The 19,207-nt window shown below is 72.9% G+C and carries 18 protein-coding genes; 7 read left to right on the plus strand and 11 right to left on the minus strand.

Translation table 11 applies throughout. The annotated features are described in order from the left end of the window. Positions 1 to 1,756, plus strand: a 1,756-nt coding sequence (locus RBH18_RS14655) for a helix-turn-helix domain-containing protein (RefSeq protein WP_306207921.1), incomplete at its 5' end; no start/stop codon positions are given. Further along, positions 1,753 to 4,230 (plus strand): helix-turn-helix transcriptional regulator, encoded by a 2,478-nt coding sequence (locus RBH18_RS14660; protein WP_306207923.1) that lies wholly within the window; start codon positions 1,753 to 1,755, stop codon positions 4,228 to 4,230. The genes RBH18_RS14655 and RBH18_RS14660, both read left to right, overlap by 4 nt. On the opposite strand, the gene RBH18_RS14665 is transcribed toward RBH18_RS14660, so the two are convergent. The 4 genes from RBH18_RS14665 to RBH18_RS14680 form a co-directional block, all read right to left on the minus strand. Then, a complete protein-coding gene (locus RBH18_RS14665; protein WP_306207925.1) occupies positions 4,227 to 5,183 on the minus strand; it encodes an Acg family FMN-binding oxidoreductase in 957 nt (318 codons plus the stop codon). The genes RBH18_RS14660 and RBH18_RS14665 overlap by 4 nt on opposite strands. 333 nt (positions 5,184 to 5,516) lie before the next feature. Continuing rightward, positions 5,517 to 6,782: a pectate lyase gene (locus tag RBH18_RS14670; protein ID WP_306207927.1), complete on the minus strand. Its 1,266-nt coding sequence runs from the start codon at positions 6,780 to 6,782 to the stop codon at positions 5,517 to 5,519. 80 nt (positions 6,783 to 6,862) lie between these two features. Beyond that, the gene (locus RBH18_RS14675; RefSeq protein WP_306207929.1) at positions 6,863 to 7,756 is read right to left on the minus strand and encodes a phosphotransferase family protein; all 894 of its coding nucleotides are present in this window, start codon (positions 7,754 to 7,756) and stop codon (positions 6,863 to 6,865) included. A gap of 258 nt (positions 7,757 to 8,014) precedes the next feature. Continuing rightward, positions 8,015 to 8,284 carry a hypothetical protein gene (locus tag RBH18_RS14680; RefSeq protein WP_306207931.1) on the minus strand — a complete coding sequence of 90 codons (270 nt, stop codon included), beginning with the start codon at positions 8,282 to 8,284 and terminating at the stop codon, positions 8,015 to 8,017. Positions 8,285 to 8,936: 652 nt separating this feature from the next. On the opposite strand from RBH18_RS14680, the gene RBH18_RS14685 reads away from it, so the two are divergent. The 3 genes from RBH18_RS14685 to RBH18_RS14695 all read left to right on the plus strand — a co-directional run bounded on the left by RBH18_RS14685 (position 8,937) and on the right by RBH18_RS14695 (position 11,497). Then, on the plus strand, positions 8,937 to 10,265 hold the full coding sequence (locus tag RBH18_RS14685; RefSeq protein WP_306207933.1) for a hypothetical protein: 1,329 nt from the start codon (positions 8,937 to 8,939) through the stop codon (positions 10,263 to 10,265). Between the two features lie 135 nt (positions 10,266 to 10,400). Next, positions 10,401 to 10,793, plus strand: a complete 393-nt coding sequence (locus RBH18_RS14690) for an N-terminal phage integrase SAM-like domain-containing protein (protein WP_306207935.1) — start codon at positions 10,401 to 10,403, stop codon at positions 10,791 to 10,793. Positions 10,794 to 10,822: 29 nt separating this feature from the next. Continuing rightward, positions 10,823 to 11,497: a tyrosine-type recombinase/integrase gene (locus RBH18_RS14695; RefSeq protein WP_306207936.1), complete on the plus strand. Its 675-nt coding sequence runs from the start codon at positions 10,823 to 10,825 to the stop codon at positions 11,495 to 11,497. Here the strand turns inward: RBH18_RS14695 and RBH18_RS14700 are convergent. Then, a complete protein-coding gene (locus RBH18_RS14700) occupies positions 11,458 to 13,230 on the minus strand; it encodes a rhamnogalacturonan lyase (protein WP_306207938.1) in 1,773 nt (590 codons plus the stop codon). The two genes, RBH18_RS14695 and RBH18_RS14700, sit on opposite strands and share 40 nt — an antisense overlap. A 189-nt stretch (positions 13,231 to 13,419) precedes the next feature. Between RBH18_RS14700 and RBH18_RS14705 the strand changes: the two genes are divergently transcribed. Further along, entirely contained in the window at positions 13,420 to 14,691 is a 1,272-nt protein-coding gene (locus RBH18_RS14705; RefSeq protein WP_306207940.1) for a cellulose binding domain-containing protein, read from the plus strand. A gap of 167 nt (positions 14,692 to 14,858) precedes the next feature. Here the strand turns inward: RBH18_RS14705 and RBH18_RS14710 are convergent, their stop codons facing one another. Genes RBH18_RS14710 through RBH18_RS14720 form a run of 3 tightly spaced genes read right to left on the minus strand, consistent with a single transcriptional unit; the run spans position 14,859 to position 17,138 of the window. Continuing rightward, positions 14,859 to 15,788 carry a diacylglycerol/lipid kinase family protein gene (locus RBH18_RS14710; protein ID WP_306207942.1) on the minus strand — a complete coding sequence of 310 codons (930 nt, stop codon included), beginning with the start codon at positions 15,786 to 15,788 and terminating at the stop codon, positions 14,859 to 14,861. A gap of 30 nt (positions 15,789 to 15,818) precedes the next feature. Next, complete coding sequence (locus tag RBH18_RS14715; RefSeq protein WP_306207944.1) at positions 15,819 to 16,946, minus strand: outer membrane protein assembly factor BamB family protein; 1,128 nt, start codon at positions 16,944 to 16,946, stop codon at positions 15,819 to 15,821. 45 nt (positions 16,947 to 16,991) lie between these two features. Beyond that, a complete protein-coding gene (locus RBH18_RS14720; RefSeq protein ID WP_306208031.1) occupies positions 16,992 to 17,138 on the minus strand; it encodes a hypothetical protein in 147 nt (48 codons plus the stop codon). Between RBH18_RS14720 and RBH18_RS14725 the strand changes: the two genes are divergently transcribed. Then, positions 17,079 to 17,312, plus strand: coding sequence for a winged helix-turn-helix transcriptional regulator (locus RBH18_RS14725; RefSeq protein ID WP_306207946.1), 234 nt, complete (start codon positions 17,079 to 17,081; stop codon positions 17,310 to 17,312). The genes RBH18_RS14720 and RBH18_RS14725 overlap by 60 nt on opposite strands. On the opposite strand, the gene RBH18_RS14730 is transcribed toward RBH18_RS14725, so the two are convergent. The 3 genes from RBH18_RS14730 to RBH18_RS14740 form a co-directional block, all read right to left on the minus strand. Continuing rightward, entirely contained in the window at positions 17,278 to 17,721 is a 444-nt protein-coding gene (locus RBH18_RS14730) for a dCMP deaminase (protein ID WP_306207947.1), read from the minus strand. The genes RBH18_RS14725 and RBH18_RS14730 overlap by 35 nt on opposite strands. Positions 17,722 to 17,958: 237 nt before the next feature. Further along, positions 17,959 to 18,696, minus strand: a complete 738-nt coding sequence (locus RBH18_RS14735) for an NADPH-dependent FMN reductase (protein WP_306207949.1) — start codon at positions 18,694 to 18,696, stop codon at positions 17,959 to 17,961. Between the two features lie 11 nt (positions 18,697 to 18,707). Next, complete coding sequence (locus tag RBH18_RS14740; protein WP_306207951.1) at positions 18,708 to 19,142, minus strand: DUF1810 domain-containing protein; 435 nt, start codon at positions 19,140 to 19,142, stop codon at positions 18,708 to 18,710. Positions 19,143 to 19,207: the final 65 nt, after the last annotated feature.

The raw sequence follows: 19,207 nt of genomic DNA on the forward strand, positions 1-19,207 counted from the left end.
CGTCCTGGACGCGGCGGGCCCGGCCGGGCGGCAGCGGGCGCACCTGGATCTCGCCGGGGTGACCACGGATCCCGGGCAGGCGCTGCTGCACCGGGCCGCCGCGGCGGAGGGCCCCGATCCGGCCCTGGCCGCCGAGCTGGCCGCAGCCGCCGACCGGCTCGACGGTGCGGGGGCGGTGACCGCGATCGGCCTGCTCGAACGGGCCGCCGGGCTGCTCGGCCCGGAGCAGCGGCCGGCCGTCCTCTTCCAGGCCGCCGACCGGGCCTCGACCGTCGGCCGGGTCCGCTGGGCGGGCAGCCTGCTCGACCGCGCCGCGGCCGGCGCTGATCCGCGGCTGGCCCGGCGGATCGCCACCCTCTCGGCGTGGACCCTGGTCATGCGCGGGCACCCCGGGGCCGCCGCCCACCTGCTCGCCCGGACGCTGGCGGAGGCCGGCGGCGGCGACACGGACATCGAGGTGCTGTGGCCTTTGGCGGGCACGGCCGCGTTCCCGATCTTCCTGCTGGGCGACGGCCCGCCGGCCACGGCGTTCGGGGCGGCCCTGCGCGGTCCGGAGACGGATCCGCGGACCCTGTTCCCGTTCGCGCTGCTGCGTCCCGGCGCGGGGGTCCGGGATGCCGTGCTCGCGGTCCCGGATCCGGAGGCGCCACACCAGGTGTACGCGGCCGCCGCGGCCGGCGCCGCCGCACTCCTGCTGGACGAGCCGGAGGAGGCGCTGCGGCTGCTCGGGCCGGCGGTCGCCGCGGTCACCGGCGGGACGGCCATCGGCGCGTTCCTCAGCGCGCCGGGCGCCGCCGGGTGGGCGCTCGTCGACCTCGGCCGCTGGACCGAGGCGGAAGAGGTCATCGCCCCGCTGCTCGCAGCGCAGGTCACGGCCGAGGCGCCGCTGATCCGGGCGGGGGCGCACGCCCAGCTGGCCGTCCTCGCGTACGGGCGGGGGCGTCCCGTCCCGGACGAGGACCTCCGCGCCGCCCTGCGCCCCCTGCCCGGCCTGCTCGAAGTGCCCGTGTTCGCCGTGCGCGTGCGGTGGGCGCAGGGGCTCGCCGCGGCGGCGGACGGGGAGCACGCCACGGCGTACCAGCTGCTGCGCGAGGCCTGCGGCGCCGACGGCGACCTGCGCCACCCGTGGCAGCTGCTGGTCCTGCCCGACCTGGCCGCGGCCGCCGCCCGCATCGGGGCCCAGGCGGCCGCCGCGACGGTCATCGACCAGACCCGGCACCGGTACGCGACCCGGTGGCTCAGCACCCGCGTCCGCACCCGGCTGGCGGCGGCGACCGCGCTGCTCGACGAGGATCCCGCCGCGGCCGCCACGGCGCTGGCACCGCTCGTCGCGGGATCCGCCCGGTGGCCGTACGAGCGGGCGGTCCTCGCCGTCGAGTACGCCGACCGGCTCCGCCGCGCCCAGCGGACCCGGCGTGCGCGGGAGGTGCTGCTCGACGCCCTGGAGACCTTCGAGCGGCTCGGAGCGGCCGGCTGGGTCGCCCAGGTGCGGGGGCTGCTGCGCGCCGAGACCGCACGGGAGGATCCGTTCGCGGGGCTGACCGCGCAGCAGGTGCAGATCGTCCGGCTCGCCGCGGAGGGGCTGACGAACCGGGAGATCGGCGCACGGCTGGCGCTGTCGCCACGGACGGTGGGCTCGCACCTGTACCGCATCTTCCCGCTGCTCGGCGTCACCAACCGGACGCAGCTGAGCATGATTGCCCGCGCCGCCTCGGCACCCGGCGGCGGCGCGGCGGGACCGGTGGAGTCGCCGTGATCGGAGGGCTTGCCGGGCGTACCTCCGAACTGGCGGACATCGACGCCGCATTGCGGCGCGGCAGCTCGGTCCTGGTGCACGGCGCGCGCGGCACCGGGCGGTCCGCCGTGCTGGCCGAGGCCGTCCGGCGCGGCTCCGCCACGGGCCGCAGGGTGCTCGCCGCGCGCGCGTTGCCGGGTGACGAGGCGCTGCCCGGCGCGGGGTTGCAGCGGTTGCTGTTGCCGCTGCCCGAGCTGCCGGCGGCGGTCGCCCGGCTGATCGGCGCCGTGCCCGCCCCGGTGGAGCCCGGTTCCCTGGCCGGCGCCGTGCGGGAGCTGGCCGACGGGCTCGGCGCCGGCTGGCTGTGGTGCGTCGACGACCTGGATCGGCTGGACGCGGTGTCGCGGGCGGCGATCCTCGGGCAGCGCGCCGTACCCGTGCTGGCGTCGGCGGTGGATCCCGCGGGTCCGCCCTGGCATCCGGTTGCCCTCCGGCCGTTGCGCCGCCGGGATGCCGAGCGGGTCGTCGCGGACGTCCGGGATCATCCCGCGACCCACCTGCTGCTGGCGCAGAGCGCGGGCAATCCCCTGGCACTGACCGAGCTCGCCCGCAATCTGCCCGCGCCCGGCGAGCTCCCGCCCTCCGCGACCGAGCTGCCCGTCCCGCCCCGGCTGCGGCGCGCGCTGGCTCCCATGGCAGACACCCTGGATCCCGTACGCCTCCGCGCGGCGCTGCTGGCGGCCTTCGCCACCGAGACGCCGGGTCACGCGACCGCCCGGGCCCTCGGCACGCTCGTGCGCCCCGAGGTGTGGCAGTGGCTGGCCGTGGACGGCGTGCTGCGGCCCGGGACCGCGCGGCGCTTCACGCATCCGGTCGTCCGTGCCGCCGTGATCGAACGGGCCGGGGTCGACCTGATCCGCGAGGCCCGGTTCCAGCTGGCCGCGGCGCTTCCCCGCGGTGCCGCCCGGGCGTGGCATGCCGCCCGGGCCGGATCCGCGCTCGACGACGGCCTGATCGCGGAGCTGCGCAGGGCCGGTGACCGGCTCACCCGGGCGGGGTGGCTGCGAGCGGCCGCGTACGCGCTGGCAGTCGCCGCCGAGCGCAGCCCCGACCCGCACGCCGCGCACAGCGACCGCCTGCACGCCGCGCACAACGCGCACCTGGCGGGCGAGCCGGCCTGGGCGCGCGCGCTGACCGCCGGTCCCCCGGCCGCCGCGCCGACCGGGCCGATCGAGGCCGCCGAGCTGGCGCCGCTCATGCGTGCCCTGTGGCTGCGCGGCGACGGCCCGGCCCTGGCCGCGGTGCGGGACCTGCTCGACGCCGGCCGCCCGGTGGCGCATCCCCTTCTGACGACGTGGGCGCGGGCGGTGGCCACGTCGGATCCGCTCCCCGCCGGAACCTCGGCCACGGGCTCCCTCGCGCCGGATCTCCGGGCCATGATCCTCGGCACGACGGCGCTGTCCCGCCACGAGACCGGTCTCGCCGAGCAGCAGCTGCGCGACTCGTACGCCCTCGCGCCGCCCGGCGGCATCAACCGCGCCCTCGCGCTCGGCGGCCTGGCCTGGACGGCGTTCGACCATGGACGCTACGACGAAGCGCGCGCCCGGGCCGGCGAGGTGCTCGGCACGTCCCCCGGCCCGGGCCTCGCCGACACCCGCGCGGGCGCCCTGGCCGCGCTCGCCTCGGTGGCCGTGCTGCGCGGCGACCCCGACCAGGAAGAACGGCTGCGCGCGGCCCTCGCCGCCGTCCAACCCGTGCACCACGCCGCCCACGAGATGCGGTTGCACCGCGCCCGCGGCCTGGCCGCCTGGATCGCCGGCGAGCACGATGTGGCCCACCACCGCCTGCGCCACCTTTACGACCCGGCCGGCGACCCGGTCCACCACCGCCTCTCCGACCTGGGCCTCGCCGACCTGGCCCGGATCGCCGTCGCCCTCGGCCGCGGCGCCACGATCAAGCCGCTGGCCGACGCGGCAGCGCATCGGGTGCACGCCCTGCGCTCGGCCCGCCTGACCGCCCTGTGGCACCTCGCCCAGGCGCTGCTCGCCGAGCAGGACCCGGCCGCCGAGGACCACTACCGCCGGGCGCTCGCCGACCCCGGCACCGCGCGGTGGCCGGTCGAGCGGGCCCTGGCCGCCATGGACTACGCCACCTGGCTCCGCCGCCGCCAGCGCCCCGCCGAGTCCCGCCCGCTCCTGACCGCGGCCCGCGACGCCTTCGCCGCGGCCGGCCTCCCCGCCTGGCGCGACCGCACCGCCGCCGAACTGGCCGCCGCCGCACCCCCGCCCCGCCCCGGCGCCACCCCGGGCGCCCGCCTCACACCGCAGCAGCGCGAGGTGGTGACGCTCGCCGCCCAGGGCCTGACCAACCCGCAGATCGCCGCCCGCCTCGGCCTGTCCGCCCGCACGATCGGCATCCACCTGAGCCGGGCGTACCCGGTCCTCGGGGTCACCCGCCGCTCCCAGCTCCCGGGCGTGCTCGGCACAGGAACCTAGGGCACGATCACGTCGTCGACGCCGCGGCGCGGGACCGGGCGGCCCGGGGTGCCGTAGCCGATGCGCAGGGCCATCTGCGGGACGCCGGAGCGCCGCAGCGCACGCCGGAGCTGCTCGCGGGCCGGCGGCACCTCGATCGGCTGGGAGATCATCGAGGCGGCGAGGCCCTCGGCGGTCGCGGCCAGGAGCACGCGCTGCAGCGCCTGCCCGGCGACCACCTGGTCGTACGGCCGGTCGCCCACCGTGCCCAGCACGGCCACCAGCGGCTCGGGCTCGAAGTCGCGGCCGGGCGCGCGGTGCCGGCTGCCGAAGGCGCGCTGCGGCAGCAGATCCTGCGGTTCCGGGTACGGCGCCCCGGCCGTCACCGGCACCCCGTCCGGCGCTTCGGTCGTGTGCGCCCACGCCGACAGCTCGGCCTGATAGTGCAGGTCCCGGCGCAGCACCCGGTCGGCGCTGGTGGCGATCTCGGCGAACCCGGCCAGCGCCGTCATCCCGGCCAGCAGCTCGAGCCAGGCGCCGGCGCCCCGGGCCTCCTCCAGCAGCCGCAGTCGCGCGCCGGCCGGCACCGGCTCCGGCGAGAACGGGTCCCGCTGACTGCGCCGCCGCGGGATCGCCGCCGCCAGCTCCTCCTCCGCGTACGTGCCGGGGCGCGGCGCCCCGGGCACCAGCCGCGCGATCACATCCCGATCGGAGCGGTCGGGATGCACGAGCACCTCGGGGGGCTTGCCGGCCGCCGCGAGCACCAGCCGGGCGTTGCACGTGGCGGCGCCGCACGCGAGGCGTACCGCCCAGCCCGTGCTGTCGGCCACCGCGAGCTGGCGTGAGCGGTCGGCCAGCACCTCGATCCCGCCGTCCCGCAGCCGCAAGCGCCACGGCTGGCTGTTGTGCAGCGAGGGCGCCCGGACCGCCGCGGCGGCGGCAAGCCGGAGGTCGGTGTCACGGTACGGGAACACGGCATCCTCCCGGGGACGTACTGGATCCCCTCACCCTGCTTGCCGTGGCGTCCGCCGGGCAGGGTCGAACGTCCCCACTTGCCGGGCCGGCACGACGCCGGCGGGTGTCGCGCTCTGCCCGGCCCGGGTGCCGGCCGCTCGTAGGCGGTTTGGGCATCCCGTGCGCGGGTGCGCGGGGGCTTTCCGTCTGCGGCGCTCGGCCGCTCGCCGCGAATCGGCGGAAGCAAGCCGGCTCAGCCGTCACGGCCCGCGACACGCAGGAGGACGGCGAGCGGCGGGGATGACGAGGGGGCGGCACGGATCCCGGCGCGCCGCCCCACTCGGGTTCGGGGGCTACTTGTAGGTGATGGCGGACGTCGAGTACTTGCAGTACGTACCGTCCGGGCCGGAGCCGGTCTTGGGCGGCTCGGCGCCGGTGCTGTTGCCGGTGAAGCGGTCGCAGATCGAGATCTTCTTCGAGCTGTCGCCGATGATGGTGATGCCGCTGAGCGTCGCGGTGTCGCCGTAGTTGGTGTTGATGCCGACGATCGTCTTGCCGGGGGCGGTGACGGTGACGTTCTGCACGACGACCGTGCGCTTCTGCTGGCCGGACTTGCAGTTGCCGCAGGAGCGGTAGAGCTTGCCGAAGTCCTCGACCTGGAAGTTCTTGATGGTCAGCGTGCCGCCGCCGTTGTGCTGGAAGACCTTGTCGGAGGCCTTCTTCGCGCCGCCGCCGTCCACGGTGTAGGTCGCCGAGGCGCCGCCGAGGAACGTCGCCGCGTCCTCGCCCACGTCGAGCCACCACACGTTCTTGAGCGTGCAGGAGCCCTTGCAGTGCACGCCGTCGGCGGCCGGGGAGCCGATGATGACGTTGGAGAGGGTCGCGCCGTCGGCGAGCTCGAAGATCGGGTCCTGGCCCTCCTCCTGGCCGCCGCCGTCGGCGTAGTAGCGCTTGTTGCCGCCGTCGAGGCCGCTCTTCGGGACCGAGATGATGCTGGACACCTTCTGGCTGCCCGTCTCGGCAGGCCACGCCGCGGTCGGGCTGGTGGTGCCGCCCGTACTGCCGCTGCTGCCGGCCTTGACCAGGGACCACTGCTGCGCGGTGGCCTTGGAGTCGCCGGTGGTCTGCACGACATTGGCGCCGTCGGCCGTGGAGCCGCCCTCGACGGCGAGCACCTTGCCGCTGTTCCTGCTCTTCAGGCGGTAGTAGCCGCTGCCCATGTCGAGCAGCTCGAACTGCTGGGCGGCCGCCTTGCTGTCACCCGTCGACTGGACGGCCTGGGCGCCCTCGGCCTTGGACGCGCTCGCCACACTGACGACCTTGCCGCTGTGCTTGGCCTTGAGCCGGTAGTAGCCGCTGCCCATGTCGAGGAACTGGAACTGCTGCCAGTCCCCGTTGTTCTGCGACCACTGGTCGATGCGGGCGCCGTCCGCCTTCGAGTACTCGTAGACGTCGAGCACCTTGCCGCTCGCCCGGTTCTTCAGCACGTAGTAGCCGCTGGTGTCGACGGTGGCGGCGCTCGCCTGCTGGGTGAGCACCAGGCCGACCACGCCGAGCCCCGCCGCTGTCACGGCGGAGGCGGCGACGGCGATGAGCCGCCGGGCCTTTCTGCTGGCCATCGGAACTACCTCTCGGTGGGGGGCATTGCTCAACCCAGGTGTCCACCGATGCATTTTCCGTTGTTCCAGTGTGACCGCGATCACCGCATGGCGCGGGTCCGGCTCACGATGACCGCCGCCGCCTGATCGGCGACGACATGACCGGGGGTACGGGTGACCAGGTCGCTGAGCGCGAACATGTCCAGCACCCGCCCGATCCGCGCCCAGTCCGCCCGCAGTGGCAGGTCTGCCGGCTGGTCACCGGCGAAGCCCGCCTCGAACCCGGCGACGAACCCGGCCGGATAGTCGCCGCCGAAGCGCACCATGTTGGCGGCGTCGCCGTAGGGGCATCCCGAGTACGCGAACTCCCAGTCGAGCACCGCCGTCACCCGCCACCCGCCGGCATCGCGGGCCACGAGAATGTTCTTCGGGTTGACGTCCGCATGCGTGAGCCGGGCGATCGAGTCCACAGCGGCCAGCAGCGGCGCCTCCTCCGCGCACAGCTCGATCCAGTCCGCGCGGACCCGGTCGCTGAGCCGCCCGTCCGGGACCCGGTCCATGCACCACCGCGCCATCCCGGGCAGCTGCTGCGACCACGGCTCCTCGGGCTTGACGGTCAGCTCCGGCCCGGTGAAGAAGCCGGGCCGGTCGAGCCGGATCGACCCGATGCGCGCGATCGTGTGCCCCACGACCTCGCCCAAAGCCGCCAGATCGCCCCGGCCGGCGTCCAGCACCTCGCTCAGCGGATCCCCGGCCACGTACTCGATGACCATGCACTGCTCCTCGACCAGCAGCACCTGCGGCACAGGCACGACCGCACGGGCCCGGTCCATCACGGCCGCCTCGATCGCGGGGTCGCCGCCGCCCACCCGGGCCACCACCGGACCGTCGGCCAGCGTGAGCAGGGCTGTCTCGTGCGAGAAGCCTCCGGCCAGCGTGCGGCTGCCGATCAGGGTGCTGCCCAGCGCTTCGGCAAGACGTCCGGCGATCTCCATGACGCCAGTGTGCCGAAGCCCCGGGCGACCCGCCTCACTGGATCGCGAAGCTCGGGCGCGGCAGCTGGTTGTCGGCGGTGTCTCGCGTGGACCTTGTCCCGAGCGCTGGTCATGGTTGCGCACACCCGTCCTCACCTGCCATTTCAAACGTAAGTACGGTTCAAAGCCGGTCGACATCGGTCGACGTTGACGGCCCCCTGGCGGCCCTGACGGCCCAGAGACGGCCCCAAGTGGGCCGCTGGCTTGATCCTCGTTGGCTTACGCCGTCTGCTCGGTACAACCGTCCTCAAGGGAGTGCAACGGACCGACGTAGTTTCGGTCTATAGAAACGTCAGGCAGGGGCGCGAGTCCACCGACGCGATAGCGAGTGGCGTCGCCCTGCGCCTTCGCCTTCGCGTTGAGGCAGTCAACGTACGCCTGTGTCTGCTCACGGTCGCCGTAGAAGGTAGTGCCAGAAGGCACCGCGAGACCGTTGTCGTAGACCTTCACCGGTACGTAAGCAACGCTGCCGTCGTCTTCGTAGGTCACTCGTTGTCCTCCTCAGTATCACGCTCCCGGCGGCATGCCAGGCAGACCGATGTCGGATCACCATCGCGGCGACAGGATTTCACGGTGATGCGCTTGATCGATACGGGCTGTAAGCGCAGTGGTACATCTCGAAGCAAGCGGGGGCATGCGCCGACCTCGGCGGGTGGTCCGAATCGCGGCGTTGACCAGCGCATATCGTTCACGCTCGTTGTCATCGCTTTCCAGCTCTTTACGGCGGAAGTTGTGCCCTCGTTGGGCCGGAGATCTTGAGGGCTATTGAGCCTTTGATCTTCAAAGCGATGGGTGGTCCGTGTCCCGGTGGGACATCCCGTCGCGCACGCTTCGCTCGGCCGGGCCGCGCCTGCCTGGTCCAGGTGGAGCGCCCCGCCGGACGAACGACCTGGACCGGCAGGCGCGGTCTGGTGGCCTCCGGTGTGCGATGGTCCGCCGGGTTCCGGCCATCCCAGAGCGGCCCAGGGGCCAGGGGCGGAGCCCCGGCCGCCGGAGGCCCTCCCGGGTCGTAGGGCCGGAGGCCCTACCCGCCGGAGGCAAGCAGACTCCACCCCATGGGCTGCACCGCCGCTGTGCCGCCCCTTTGACGAGAGGAGGGATAATCAGGACGGCTCTGTGGGCTAGGACGAAGGGCGGGGTCGTGGCAGGCAAGATCACGGGTCAGCACTGGATGTACAAATGGATCGACGAATTCGAGATCACAGATCTCAGTCGACTTTCCAAGGTGATCAACCTCCCTGAAGCGAGTAACCGTCTCCTTGAGTTGGCGGAGGGTGCTTCCTCGGGTGCGCTTGCGGTGTCCGACGTTCCAAGCTCTGGAGCAGTAGTAGCAGGCCTAGGCCTAGATCTAATTTCTCCTGAGACTTGCTCAGATTTCGGCTGTCGATCAAAGATTGCAGACACGGAGTTTGCGAGCGTTCTCCAGTATTTCGATGTTGCCGTCATGCAAGGCCCTCTGGTCTCAACATACGAACGAGATTACGTAAGTTTACGCAAGACTGATGACGCTCAAGAGTTCTTCCACTTGCTACATAATGACGTTCGATTGCTACTTCATATCCGTAAATCTGGACTAGTCAACTACATTATGTTTGACTCTGGTCGGCCGTGCTACTGCGAGGAGCATCGTCGCCAGCATGCGCTCAGCCTCGGAATGAGCGATTTTATAGATGAAGATAGACTCGCCGTGCTTGCCAAAGAGCTAAGTGCCTCGGGGGCGATAGATGTCACGCAGACTGGGCCTCGCGAATGGTCCGGCTCTTTCCGTGAGCCGTCATTCACCGGCACTACGGCCGTGACCCTCAACCAGAAAACGCGGCCAAAGAAGCAGGTTGTCGCTCTAAAGCTGCTGCAGGGCCAGCTCGACGAGATGGTCTACGATGCAGCGTTCGCCAAGCAGGCCGGGCTGCCGATCGCATCGCTAGTCGAGCCGCATATGTTCGCCAGGCCATCCGAGTCAGCGGGACTGAATGTAGATGATGTTGCTCTGCGTGTGAAGATTCCAGCCATTCGCGGGCTTTCCACCGCCGATTTTATTCGTCTGCGCGAGGAGGAATTTGAGAGCTTCCTCGGTCTTCAGGTCTTGATTAGGCAAGCAATCGAGGAGACCATTCGCGATAACAGTGGCCGTTCACCGGAGGAGACGGCTGACATCGTATGGCAGAACAAAATTCACCCGCAGGTAATAGCACTGAGGCAGAAAATTGCCGCGAGCGAGCGAGCCCGAGACCGTAAGCTCGCTGCCGGTGCGACGTTCGGTGCGGCGTCCTTCGCACTTGGCTCAATAGCAACTGCGGTGGCTGCCAGCGGAGGCCTTCCACTCGTCACGGCGGTTGGCGCTGCAGCGGGGGTCGCAGGAATTTTGCCATCGATGCTGCGCTACCGGGAAAAGCGGATCGAGGAAGAACAGCAGTTCCAAAGCGAGGGCGCATATTTCGTCTGGAAAGCGCAGACCGCGTCTACTCATTGATCGGAAAATGCGAGCCCCGGACGCTCTTTGGATAGGCGTCCGACTCCGGCGCACCCGCTGAAACTGCGTTACGGCCTTGCCGGGCCGCGCCGGGAGCGAAGCGGCAGGCGCGGACGGCCGGCAAGGGCGGCGCGCATGCGATACATCGCGCAGGACGGACGGGAGCGGAGCAAGTCGTTCCCGGATCGCAGCAAGCGGCTGGCTGACGACTTCCTTGCGAGCGTGGAAGCCGATAAGCTGCGCGGCCACTACCTCGACCCCTCTGCGGGAAAGCGGCCCTTCGACGCCTTCGCGGAACAGTGGCTCCGGACGCATCGGCTCGACGAGTCGACGCGGGTGAGTGTGCGGTCGCGAGTGCGTAACCACATCATCCCGTTCTTCGGCGCACGGCCACTTTCTGCCGCTCAGCCGAGCACGGTGCGGGAGTGGGATGCGGAACTGATCGACAAGGGGCTCGCTTCGAGTACCCGGGCGGTGCTGTTCGCGCATCTGAGCGCATCTTTACGGCGGCGGTCGACGATGGGCTGATCGCCAAGAACCCCTGTGCGGCGAAGTCGGTGAGCGCCCCGGTGGTGGCTCAGCGCAAGTTGGTGCCGTGGGAGGCGTCGCGGGTCGCGGCGGTCAGGAGCGCGATGGCGCCCCGCTACCAGGCCATCGTGGACATCGGCGCGGGCTGCGGCGCCAGGCAGGGCGAGATCTTCGGGCTGTCGCCGGGTGACTTCGACTTCGCCGACGGCTGGCTCACGGTTCGGCGACAGGTCAAGCGGGTCGGGTCTCACCTAGTGTTCGGGCTGCCGAAGAACGACAAGGAACGGCAGGTCCCCGTTCCTGACCTCGTCGCTGCTGCGGTGCGCAGCCACCTCGACTCCTGCCCGCCGGTCTCCGTCACGCTGCCGTGGGAGGACCCGGCAAACGGGGCGGCCGTCACGGTGCCCCTGATGTTCACGACGCTCCGGGGCTCGGCGGTACGGCAACAGGTGGCCGCGAATCAAATCTGGCACCCGGCACTTCGGGCAGCCGGCATCACGCCCAACCGGGCCGACGGGATGCACGCGCTTCGTCACCTGTACGCGTCGGTGCTGCTAGATGCCGGGAGAGCATCAAAGCGCTGGCGGAGTAGCTGGGGCAGCTGCGAGAACCCGAGAGCCCGAGAGCCCGGACGGCCCAGGGACGGCCCCAGACCGTGGATGATCTACGAAAGCGCAAACGAGGGGTGGGGCGGCTGGTTGTAGGCGGTGTTCTGCCAGGCGAGCGCCAGGCGGTACTGGCTGTCCTGCAGCAGTGTCGTGATCCGGCGGGTCGTGGCGATCGGGGTCGAGTAGATGCGCAGGGCGGTGTTGTCCGTGGTCGGCCAGATGACTTCCTCGCGCCAGTCGCCGAGGATGTCGCCGGAGAGTGATGGTGTGGCCTTGGTGCCGTTGTTGGAGTGGACGCCCGCGGCGGTCAGCAGGCGCGTGTCGGCGCTGGTGCCGTACTTGTCGATGCGGGTCTGGTCCAGGAGCTCGCGGACCGGGTCCGCGTCCCACCAGATCAGGAAGTTGGTGGAGCCCGGCTTGCGGCTCGCGACCACGGCGCCGGAGGGGCTGCGCACGCCGTCGGCCGCCGACGACCACGACTCGGCGCCGGGGCTGCCGGCCCAGATGTCGCCGGAGACGCCGCGGCCGTTGTCGCCGTTGGCGGGCGTCGACCAGATGATCTGACCGGTACGCGCGTCCGCGAACCACGACGACGGCTTGCTGGAGTCCTCGTCGACCTTGAAGACCTCCAGCCCGGCGCGGTTCGGATCGAGGTCGCCGACGTGCAGGGCGTCGCCGTGGCCGTACGTGGTGTTCCAGAGGCGGTTGCTGTTGTCGTCGATCGCCAGCGAGCCGTAGATGATCTCGTCGCGCCCGTCGGCGTCCACGTCGGCGATGGACAGCTGGTGGTTGCCCTGCCCCGCTGTGCCCGCGTTGGTCGAGCTGCTGCTGTCGAAGGTCCAGCGCCGGGTCAGCGTGCCGTTGCGGAAGTCCCAGGCCACGACCACCGAGCGGGTGTAGTAGCCGCGCGCCATGATCAGGCTCGGCCGCGTCCCGTCGAGGAAGGCGGTGCCGGCGAGGAAGCGGTCGACCCGGTTGCCGTACGAGTCGCCCCAGCTGGACACGGTCCCGCGCGGCGGCACGTAGTCGACGGTCGACAGCGCGGCGCCGGTGCGTCCGTCGAACATGGTGAGGTATTCGGGACCCGTCAGGATGTATCCGCTCGAGTTGCGATAGTCGGCGGTCGAGCTGCCGATGACCTGGCCGGTGCCGGAGACGGTCGCGTCGGCCGTCTTCATGGCCACCTCGGCGTCGCCGTCGCCGTCGTAGTCGTACACCTGGAATTGCGTGTAATGCGCTCCCGCCCGGATGTTGCGGCCCAGGTTGATGCGCCACAGCCGGGTGCCGTCGAGTCTGTAGCCGTCGACGTAAACGGGATCGGTGACGCCGGACTGCGAGTTGTCCTTGGCGTTCAGCGGCTCCCACTTGAGGACGAGGTCGAGCTTTCCATCGCCGTCGAGATCGCCGGTGCTCGCGTCGTTGGCGGCGTACAGGCTGCTGTTGGGATTCTGGATCGGGACGTCCAGATAGCCGTTCGCGAACGAGAGCGAGGGTCCCTCGGCGGCCTGCTCGCTGCCGTTGACCACGGCCCGCACGGTGTACGACGCCCCGGCCGCCGCCCCGGCGTCGAGGAAGTTGGTCGACCCGGTGACCGGGGCGGAGGTGACCAGCGTCGATCCACGGTAGACATGGAATCCCACGCCGGCCGGATCGGTGCTCAGCGAGCGCCAGCTGACCAGGTTGCCGGTGCCGGAGCGGACGCTGATCAGCCCGCGGTCGAGGCGTTCGGCCTGCCGGGCGGCCTGGGCGGGCAGGGCGTGCACCGCCTCCAGGAGGCCCGCGGCGAGCAGCACCGTGGCCACCGCGGCGAATCGGGCCTGACGAGCCATGACCCCTCCTATACATTGACGTTTGTCATTACATGGGAGCGCTCCCGACACTGCCGGGCGGCACCCTCGCCGTCAAGATGCGGAAATGTGCAGGAAATTTGCAGTTATCAATGCACGGGTGCCGCTGGGAGCGCTTCCATGGCATGCTGCGGCTCTGTCCCCGGCTTCCGTCGTCCCCGGGAGGACCCCATGAATCCCTTCGCCGCCGACCCCGCATCGCCGCGCCGGCCCACCCCGCCCGCGCCCCGCGCCGCCTCCCCACGCCCGCCCGCTCCCGCCGCGCCCCGCGCCGCGACCCCGCGTCGGCCCGCTCCCGCCGCGCCCCGCGCCGCCTCCCCGCGCCCGCCTGCCCTCGCCGCCTCCCGCGCCGCCTCCCCGCGCCGACCGGTCCTTGCCGCGTCGCCGCGCCGGCGTGCCCTGGCCGCGACCTTCGCCGTGGCCCTCGCCTGCACCGCCGCGGCCGTCGCCGTCGCCTCGCCCGCCTCCCCCGCCACGGCCGCCACCGCCCTCGCCGCCGCCGGGTGCAAGGTGGACTACCAGGTGACCAGCCAATGGCCCGGCGGCTTCGGCGCCTCCGTCGCGATCACCAACCTCGGCGACGCGGTCAGCTCGTGGACCCTCGCCTTCACGTTCCCGGGCGGGCAGACCGTCACCCAGCTCTGGAACGGCGTCCACACCCAGTCCGGCGCGAACGTCACCGTGCGCAACGCCGCCTGGAACGGATCCCTCGCCACCAACGCCACGACCACGATCGGCTTCAACGGATCCGGCTCCGGCGCAGCGCCCACGTCCTTCGCGGTCAACGGCACGACGTGCACCGGCAGCGCCGGCCCGACCACGCCCCCGCCCGCCGGGTCGCCCGTCCGGATCATGCCGCTGGGCGACTCGATCACCGGCTCGCCGGGCTGCTGGCGGGCGCTGCTGTGGCAGCAGTTGCCGGCCGACGAGGTCGACTTCGTGGGCACGCTGCCGGGCCAGGGGTGCGGCTTCGCGTACGACGGGGAGAACGAGGGCCACGGCGGCTATCTCGCCACCAACATCGCCAACCAGGACCTGCTGCCCGGCTGGCTGGCCGCCACGGATCCCGACGTCGTCCTCATGCATCTCGGCACCAACGACGTGTGGAGCAACATCGCCCCCGCGACCATTCTCGCCGCGTTCACGAAGCTGGTCGGCCAGATGCGCGCCGCGAACCCGGCCATGAGGATCATCGTCGCGCAGATCATCCCGATGAACCCGTCGACGTGCCCGGAGTGCGCCCAGCGCGTGGCGGCCCTCAACGCGGCGATACCGGCGTGGGCGGCGGGCCTGACCACCGCGGCGTCCCCGATCACCGTGGTCGACCAGTGGACCGGCTTCGACACCGCCACGGACACCTACGACGGCGTCCACCCGGGCGACGCCGGCAACGTGAAGATCGCGGCCCGCTGGCTCCCGGCCGTCCAGGCGGTCCTGCCCTGACGGCCGCGCCCGGCCCTCGGGCTCGGTGGTCGATCGCGCGCGAGGCACGCAGGCCCGGTGGTCAGCGCCGGCTCAGCGATCAGCGCCAGGCGCGCGGGCTCGGCACCAAGCGCGCGGGCTCGGCGCTACGGCGCGACGGCGCGGGCTCAGCGGTACGGCGCGCGCAGTCAGTGGTCGGGCGTGCCGGGCGGGGCCATCACGCGCAGGGCGTTGGCGGCCAGGCCGATGCGGATCGGGGTGTGCCCGCGCGGCTCGCCGTCGACCTCGACGCGCGCGGGCCGGTCGGTCTCCAGCCACACCTCGCCCGTGGCCAGGAACGGGTCGGTGCGCAGGGTGCGGCGATGGCCGGTCGCCGCGTTGCGCGCCGTCTCGCGGAGCAGGCCGCCGCGGGTCGGGCCGCCCACCGGGTACGCCACCAGCAGCCGATCGTCCGCCCCGGCGTCCGCGGTGATGGGGCGCCCGGCGTGGAAGCCGCCGTTGGCCACGTACAGCTGGTGGGTGTCGTAGACGTTCTCGCGCCCGTCGGCCCGCACGGTCGCGCGCATCGGGCGGTGCCGGGCGAGCAGGGCCAGCGCGGTGGCCGGGTAGGCGAGGCGCCCCACGACGCGCTTGAGCCGCGGCGGGGCGGCGACCATGATCTCGGCGGACAGCCCGATGCCGACGTGGTTGGTGAACAGCTCGTCCCCGGCGACACCCAGGTCCACGTCCACCACCGCGCCGTGGGTGAGCGTGGTGATCGCCTCGTCGAGGTCCAGGGGCACGCCGACCGTACGCGCGAAGTTGTTGGTCGTCCCCAGCGGCAGCAGCCCGAGGGCGACGTCGCGGTGGGCGAGCATCCGCCCGGCGGTGCTGATCGTGCCGTCCCCGCCGCCCGCGACGAGCAGGTCGGCGCCGGTGGCGAGCGCGGCGTCGATGGTGCGCTCGAGCTCCCTGGGCCGCTCCAGCGGATGATCGCCGAGCAGCTCGAAACCCGCCGCGAGCAGCCGCTGCCGGGCCTGGTCGTAGAACTGCCGCCCGCGCCGCGAGTGGGCGTTGACGACGAGCGCGGCCCGCCGGTCGCGGTGGATGGCCTCGGTGAGCTGCTGCTTGGTTCGCATCGCCCCCGAGCGTACCGGCCGGGGGAAAGATCACGCGTAGGCGCGGACCGTGGCGCCGTCGGTGAGGTAGAGCCGTCCGTCCGCCACGACGGGCGGCCCGGTCACGGGACGGAACGGTGCCGAGAGCGCCACGGTCGACCCCGAGGCGGGATCCAGGATGGCCATCGTCGCGCCGGTGGGGACGTACAGGACGGATCCGGCCCGCACCGGACGGCCCGGCGCCGTCATGGCCCGCGCCCAGCGGAAGCGGCCGGTCCCGGCGTCGTAGGCACGGACCTGGCCGGGGAAGCTGACGTAGACGCGCCGGTCGTCCACGGCCACCCCGCCGGCGCGTCCCACGCCCGTCGCCCAGAGGCGCCTGCCGGTGGCGGCCGCGACGACGCGCATCCCGTGGGCCTCGGCGAGGTAGAGCCGCTCCCCGCCGGGATCCGCCGCCCGCACGCCGGCCGTCGGGATCCGCGTGTGCCAGATCCGTTTGCCGGTGCGGATGTCCAGGAGGGTCCATTTCGGAGCCGGTACGCCCGGGAACGGATCCCGTCCGGCCGCCGTCACGAGGATCCGGCCGTTCGCGGAGACCGGTCCGGCGATGTCCTGCCACGCGGACTCCCACGCCGTCGTGCCGTCGGCCACGCGCACGCCGTGCATCCGGTAGGCGATGTCGGAGATGCAGCCGGGACAGTTGCCGCCGGTGACCAGGATGCCGCGGTCGAGGACGATGCCGGGCGTACGCCACGAGCCGTACCGCTGCCACCGCAGCGCACCGGTGGCCACGTCGAGGGCGGCGACCCGGGTGTCCTCGTCGGACAGGTGGCACGGCTCCTCGACCACGATCAGCAGGTCGCCGGCGACCGCGAGCCGGGCGGCCCGGAAGTAGTAGGTGCCCTGCCACGTCCACAGCCGCGCCCCGGTGGCGGCGTCGTGGGCGGCGACGCCGTTCGTCGAGCGGTCCAGCAGGAACAGCCGGCCCCCGGCGACCACGGGCGGGACGGGCGGCGCGGCGCACTCGGCGACACCGACGGGCGCCGGGATCGTCCACTGGTGGCGCAGTGCGGTGACGGCCGGCGCCGTGGGGTTCCATCCGGTGTTCGCGGGATCGTGTCCGGGCAACGGCCACGGGGATCCCGCCAGGACCAGGGCGAGCAGCAGGGACAGCGACATGCCGTCAGTCTCGCCGCGCTCCCCGCGCCCCGGCGGCGTTATGCCTCACAACAACCCGAGCAGCGCGTCCGGCCGGTCCAGCGGAACGATGTGCCCGCATTCGGGGATGAGGAGCCCGCGCAGATCCGCGACATGCGGCTGCAGCTGGCGGTGCAGGATGTTCCCGACCGGCCGCGCCCCGATCGCGGTCACCCGCCGGCTCCCCGCCGGGTCGAGCCGTCCGTCCCGCCGCGCGTCTGCTATGCCCTGACCCCGCTGGGCCGCTCGCTCGACGAGCCCCTGGCGGCCCTGCGCGAGTGGGCCGAGCGCCACATGCCGGAGATCCGCGACTTCAGAGAGCCGGCGCCGCCAGCAGGTGGGCGTTGATCTTGCGGACGGCCGGGGCCAGCTCGGGCAGCTCCACGACCTCGACGCCGGCCGCGCGCAGCGACTCCACGCCGTGGCAGTCGGCGAAGAGCAGCGGCTCGCGCAGGGCGAGGACGACGCGGCGGATGCCGGCGGCGAGGATCAGGTCCGTGCACGGCCGCGGGCGGGAGCGGCGGAAGGTGCACGGCTCCAGGGAGGTGTAGAGGGTGACGGCCGGGCCGGCGAGCTTGGCCAGCGCCGCTTCCTCGGCGTGGAAGTGCTCGGCCTCGCCGGTGTAGCCGGTGGCCAGGATGCCGCCGGCCGCGTCGGCGACGACGGCACCGACGGCGTAGTGGGTGGGCGCGGGCGGGGACAGCCTCGACAGGTCGACGGCGGCCTGCAGGAGGTCGCGGTCGGAACGCAGCGTCATGCCTGCAACGATCGGCCTCTTGACTTGAAACTTCAACCTCGTCGGCTGAGAGCTGCGTCACGCCCTTGCCGGGCGGGTCGCCGACCGCGGGCGCGCCGCCCGCGGATCGGGCCGGCCACCCGCCCGGGCGCGTCGCCCGCCGCCCGGGCGCGTCGCCCGCCGACTGAGCGCGTCGCCCGCTGCCAGGGCGCGGTGCCCGCCGACCGGGCGCGTCGGCCCGGCGGCCGACGCCGGGTCTCAGCTGCCCCAGGGTCCGCCGTCGCCGGGGAAGCGGGGCGGGCCCCACGGGCGGCGGACGGCCGGGCCCTGCGGACCGGGCGGTTGCGCGCGCGGGCCGCCGGGGTGCCGGCCGGCCGCGGGGTAGGCGTGCGAGCGCGGCGCCGACTGCGGGTTGATCGTCGGGTAGACGCTGGAGACGGCCGCCCAGGAGGGCTGCGGGGTGCCGTCGCCCATGGTGAGGACGCGGACCAGGGCGTGCACCATGTCCTGCAGCGCCTGGTGCAGCTGGGGATCGGTGATCATGCCGCCGAGGTCGACCGCCGCCTGGGTCAGCGGCAGCCGGATGCACGCCGCGCGCAGCAGCCGGGCGCCCGCGTGCCCGAGGACGGTCTCCAGCGTCTCGCGGGCGCCCTCGTCCTGGCCGGCCGGGGCGACCGACAGCCACGCGACCGGCTTCGCCTGCAGGTCGCCGCCGTCCACGAGCCAGTCGAGCAGGTTCTTGAGGCTGCCCGGCAGCGAGCCCGCGAACTCGGGCGTGCTGAACAGCACCGCATCCGCCTCGTGGATCTGCTCGCGCAGGCCGGCGACGGAGGCGGGCGGCCGCTGCTCCCCCGGCACGAAGGCCGGCAGGTCACGCAGGCCGGTGTAGAGCGTGGCGGAGATGCCCTCGGGGGCGAACCGGGCCGCCGTGCGCAGGGCGGCGGTGTGCAGGGACTCGTCGCGAGTGCTGCCCGGCACCAGCAGGATGCGCGTCATGGCGCCACACCTTAGTGCCTGGGCGTCCCGGCGCCTCGGACGCGTTCGAGTGTCGCGGAATCGGGCTCGCCGTCGTAGTAGCGCTCCAGGACCGACTCGAAGAGCGCCGGGTCGTCGGCGGCGGCCGCGAACAGGGTCATGGACGAGCGGAGCTTGAGGTCGTCGGGCGTGCCCAGGATGTCGTGGGCGGTGCGGCCGGACACGCCGAGCAGGGCGCGGGCGCACTCGGCGAGGCGCGGGCCGAGGACCGGGTCGGCCAGATAGTCCCGGGCCTCGGCGAGGTCGCGGATCGCGTAGCGCTGGGCGGTCGCGCTGAAGCCGAGACCGGCGATCTGCGGGAACACGAACCACATCCAGTGCGTACGCTTGCGGCCGGCGCGCAGCTCGTCGAGCGCGCGGTCGTAGACGTCCTGCTGGGCCTCGTGGAAGCGGCTGAGATCGCTCATGGACCCATCATCCCCCGGACCCACGAACAGCTCAGTCCTGGGACCGATGCCCGCGGCGGCACGGC

The sequence above is a fragment of the Actinoplanes oryzae genome, assembly GCF_030757795.1.
Taxonomy (GTDB): Bacteria; Actinomycetota; Actinomycetes; order Mycobacteriales; family Micromonosporaceae; genus Actinoplanes.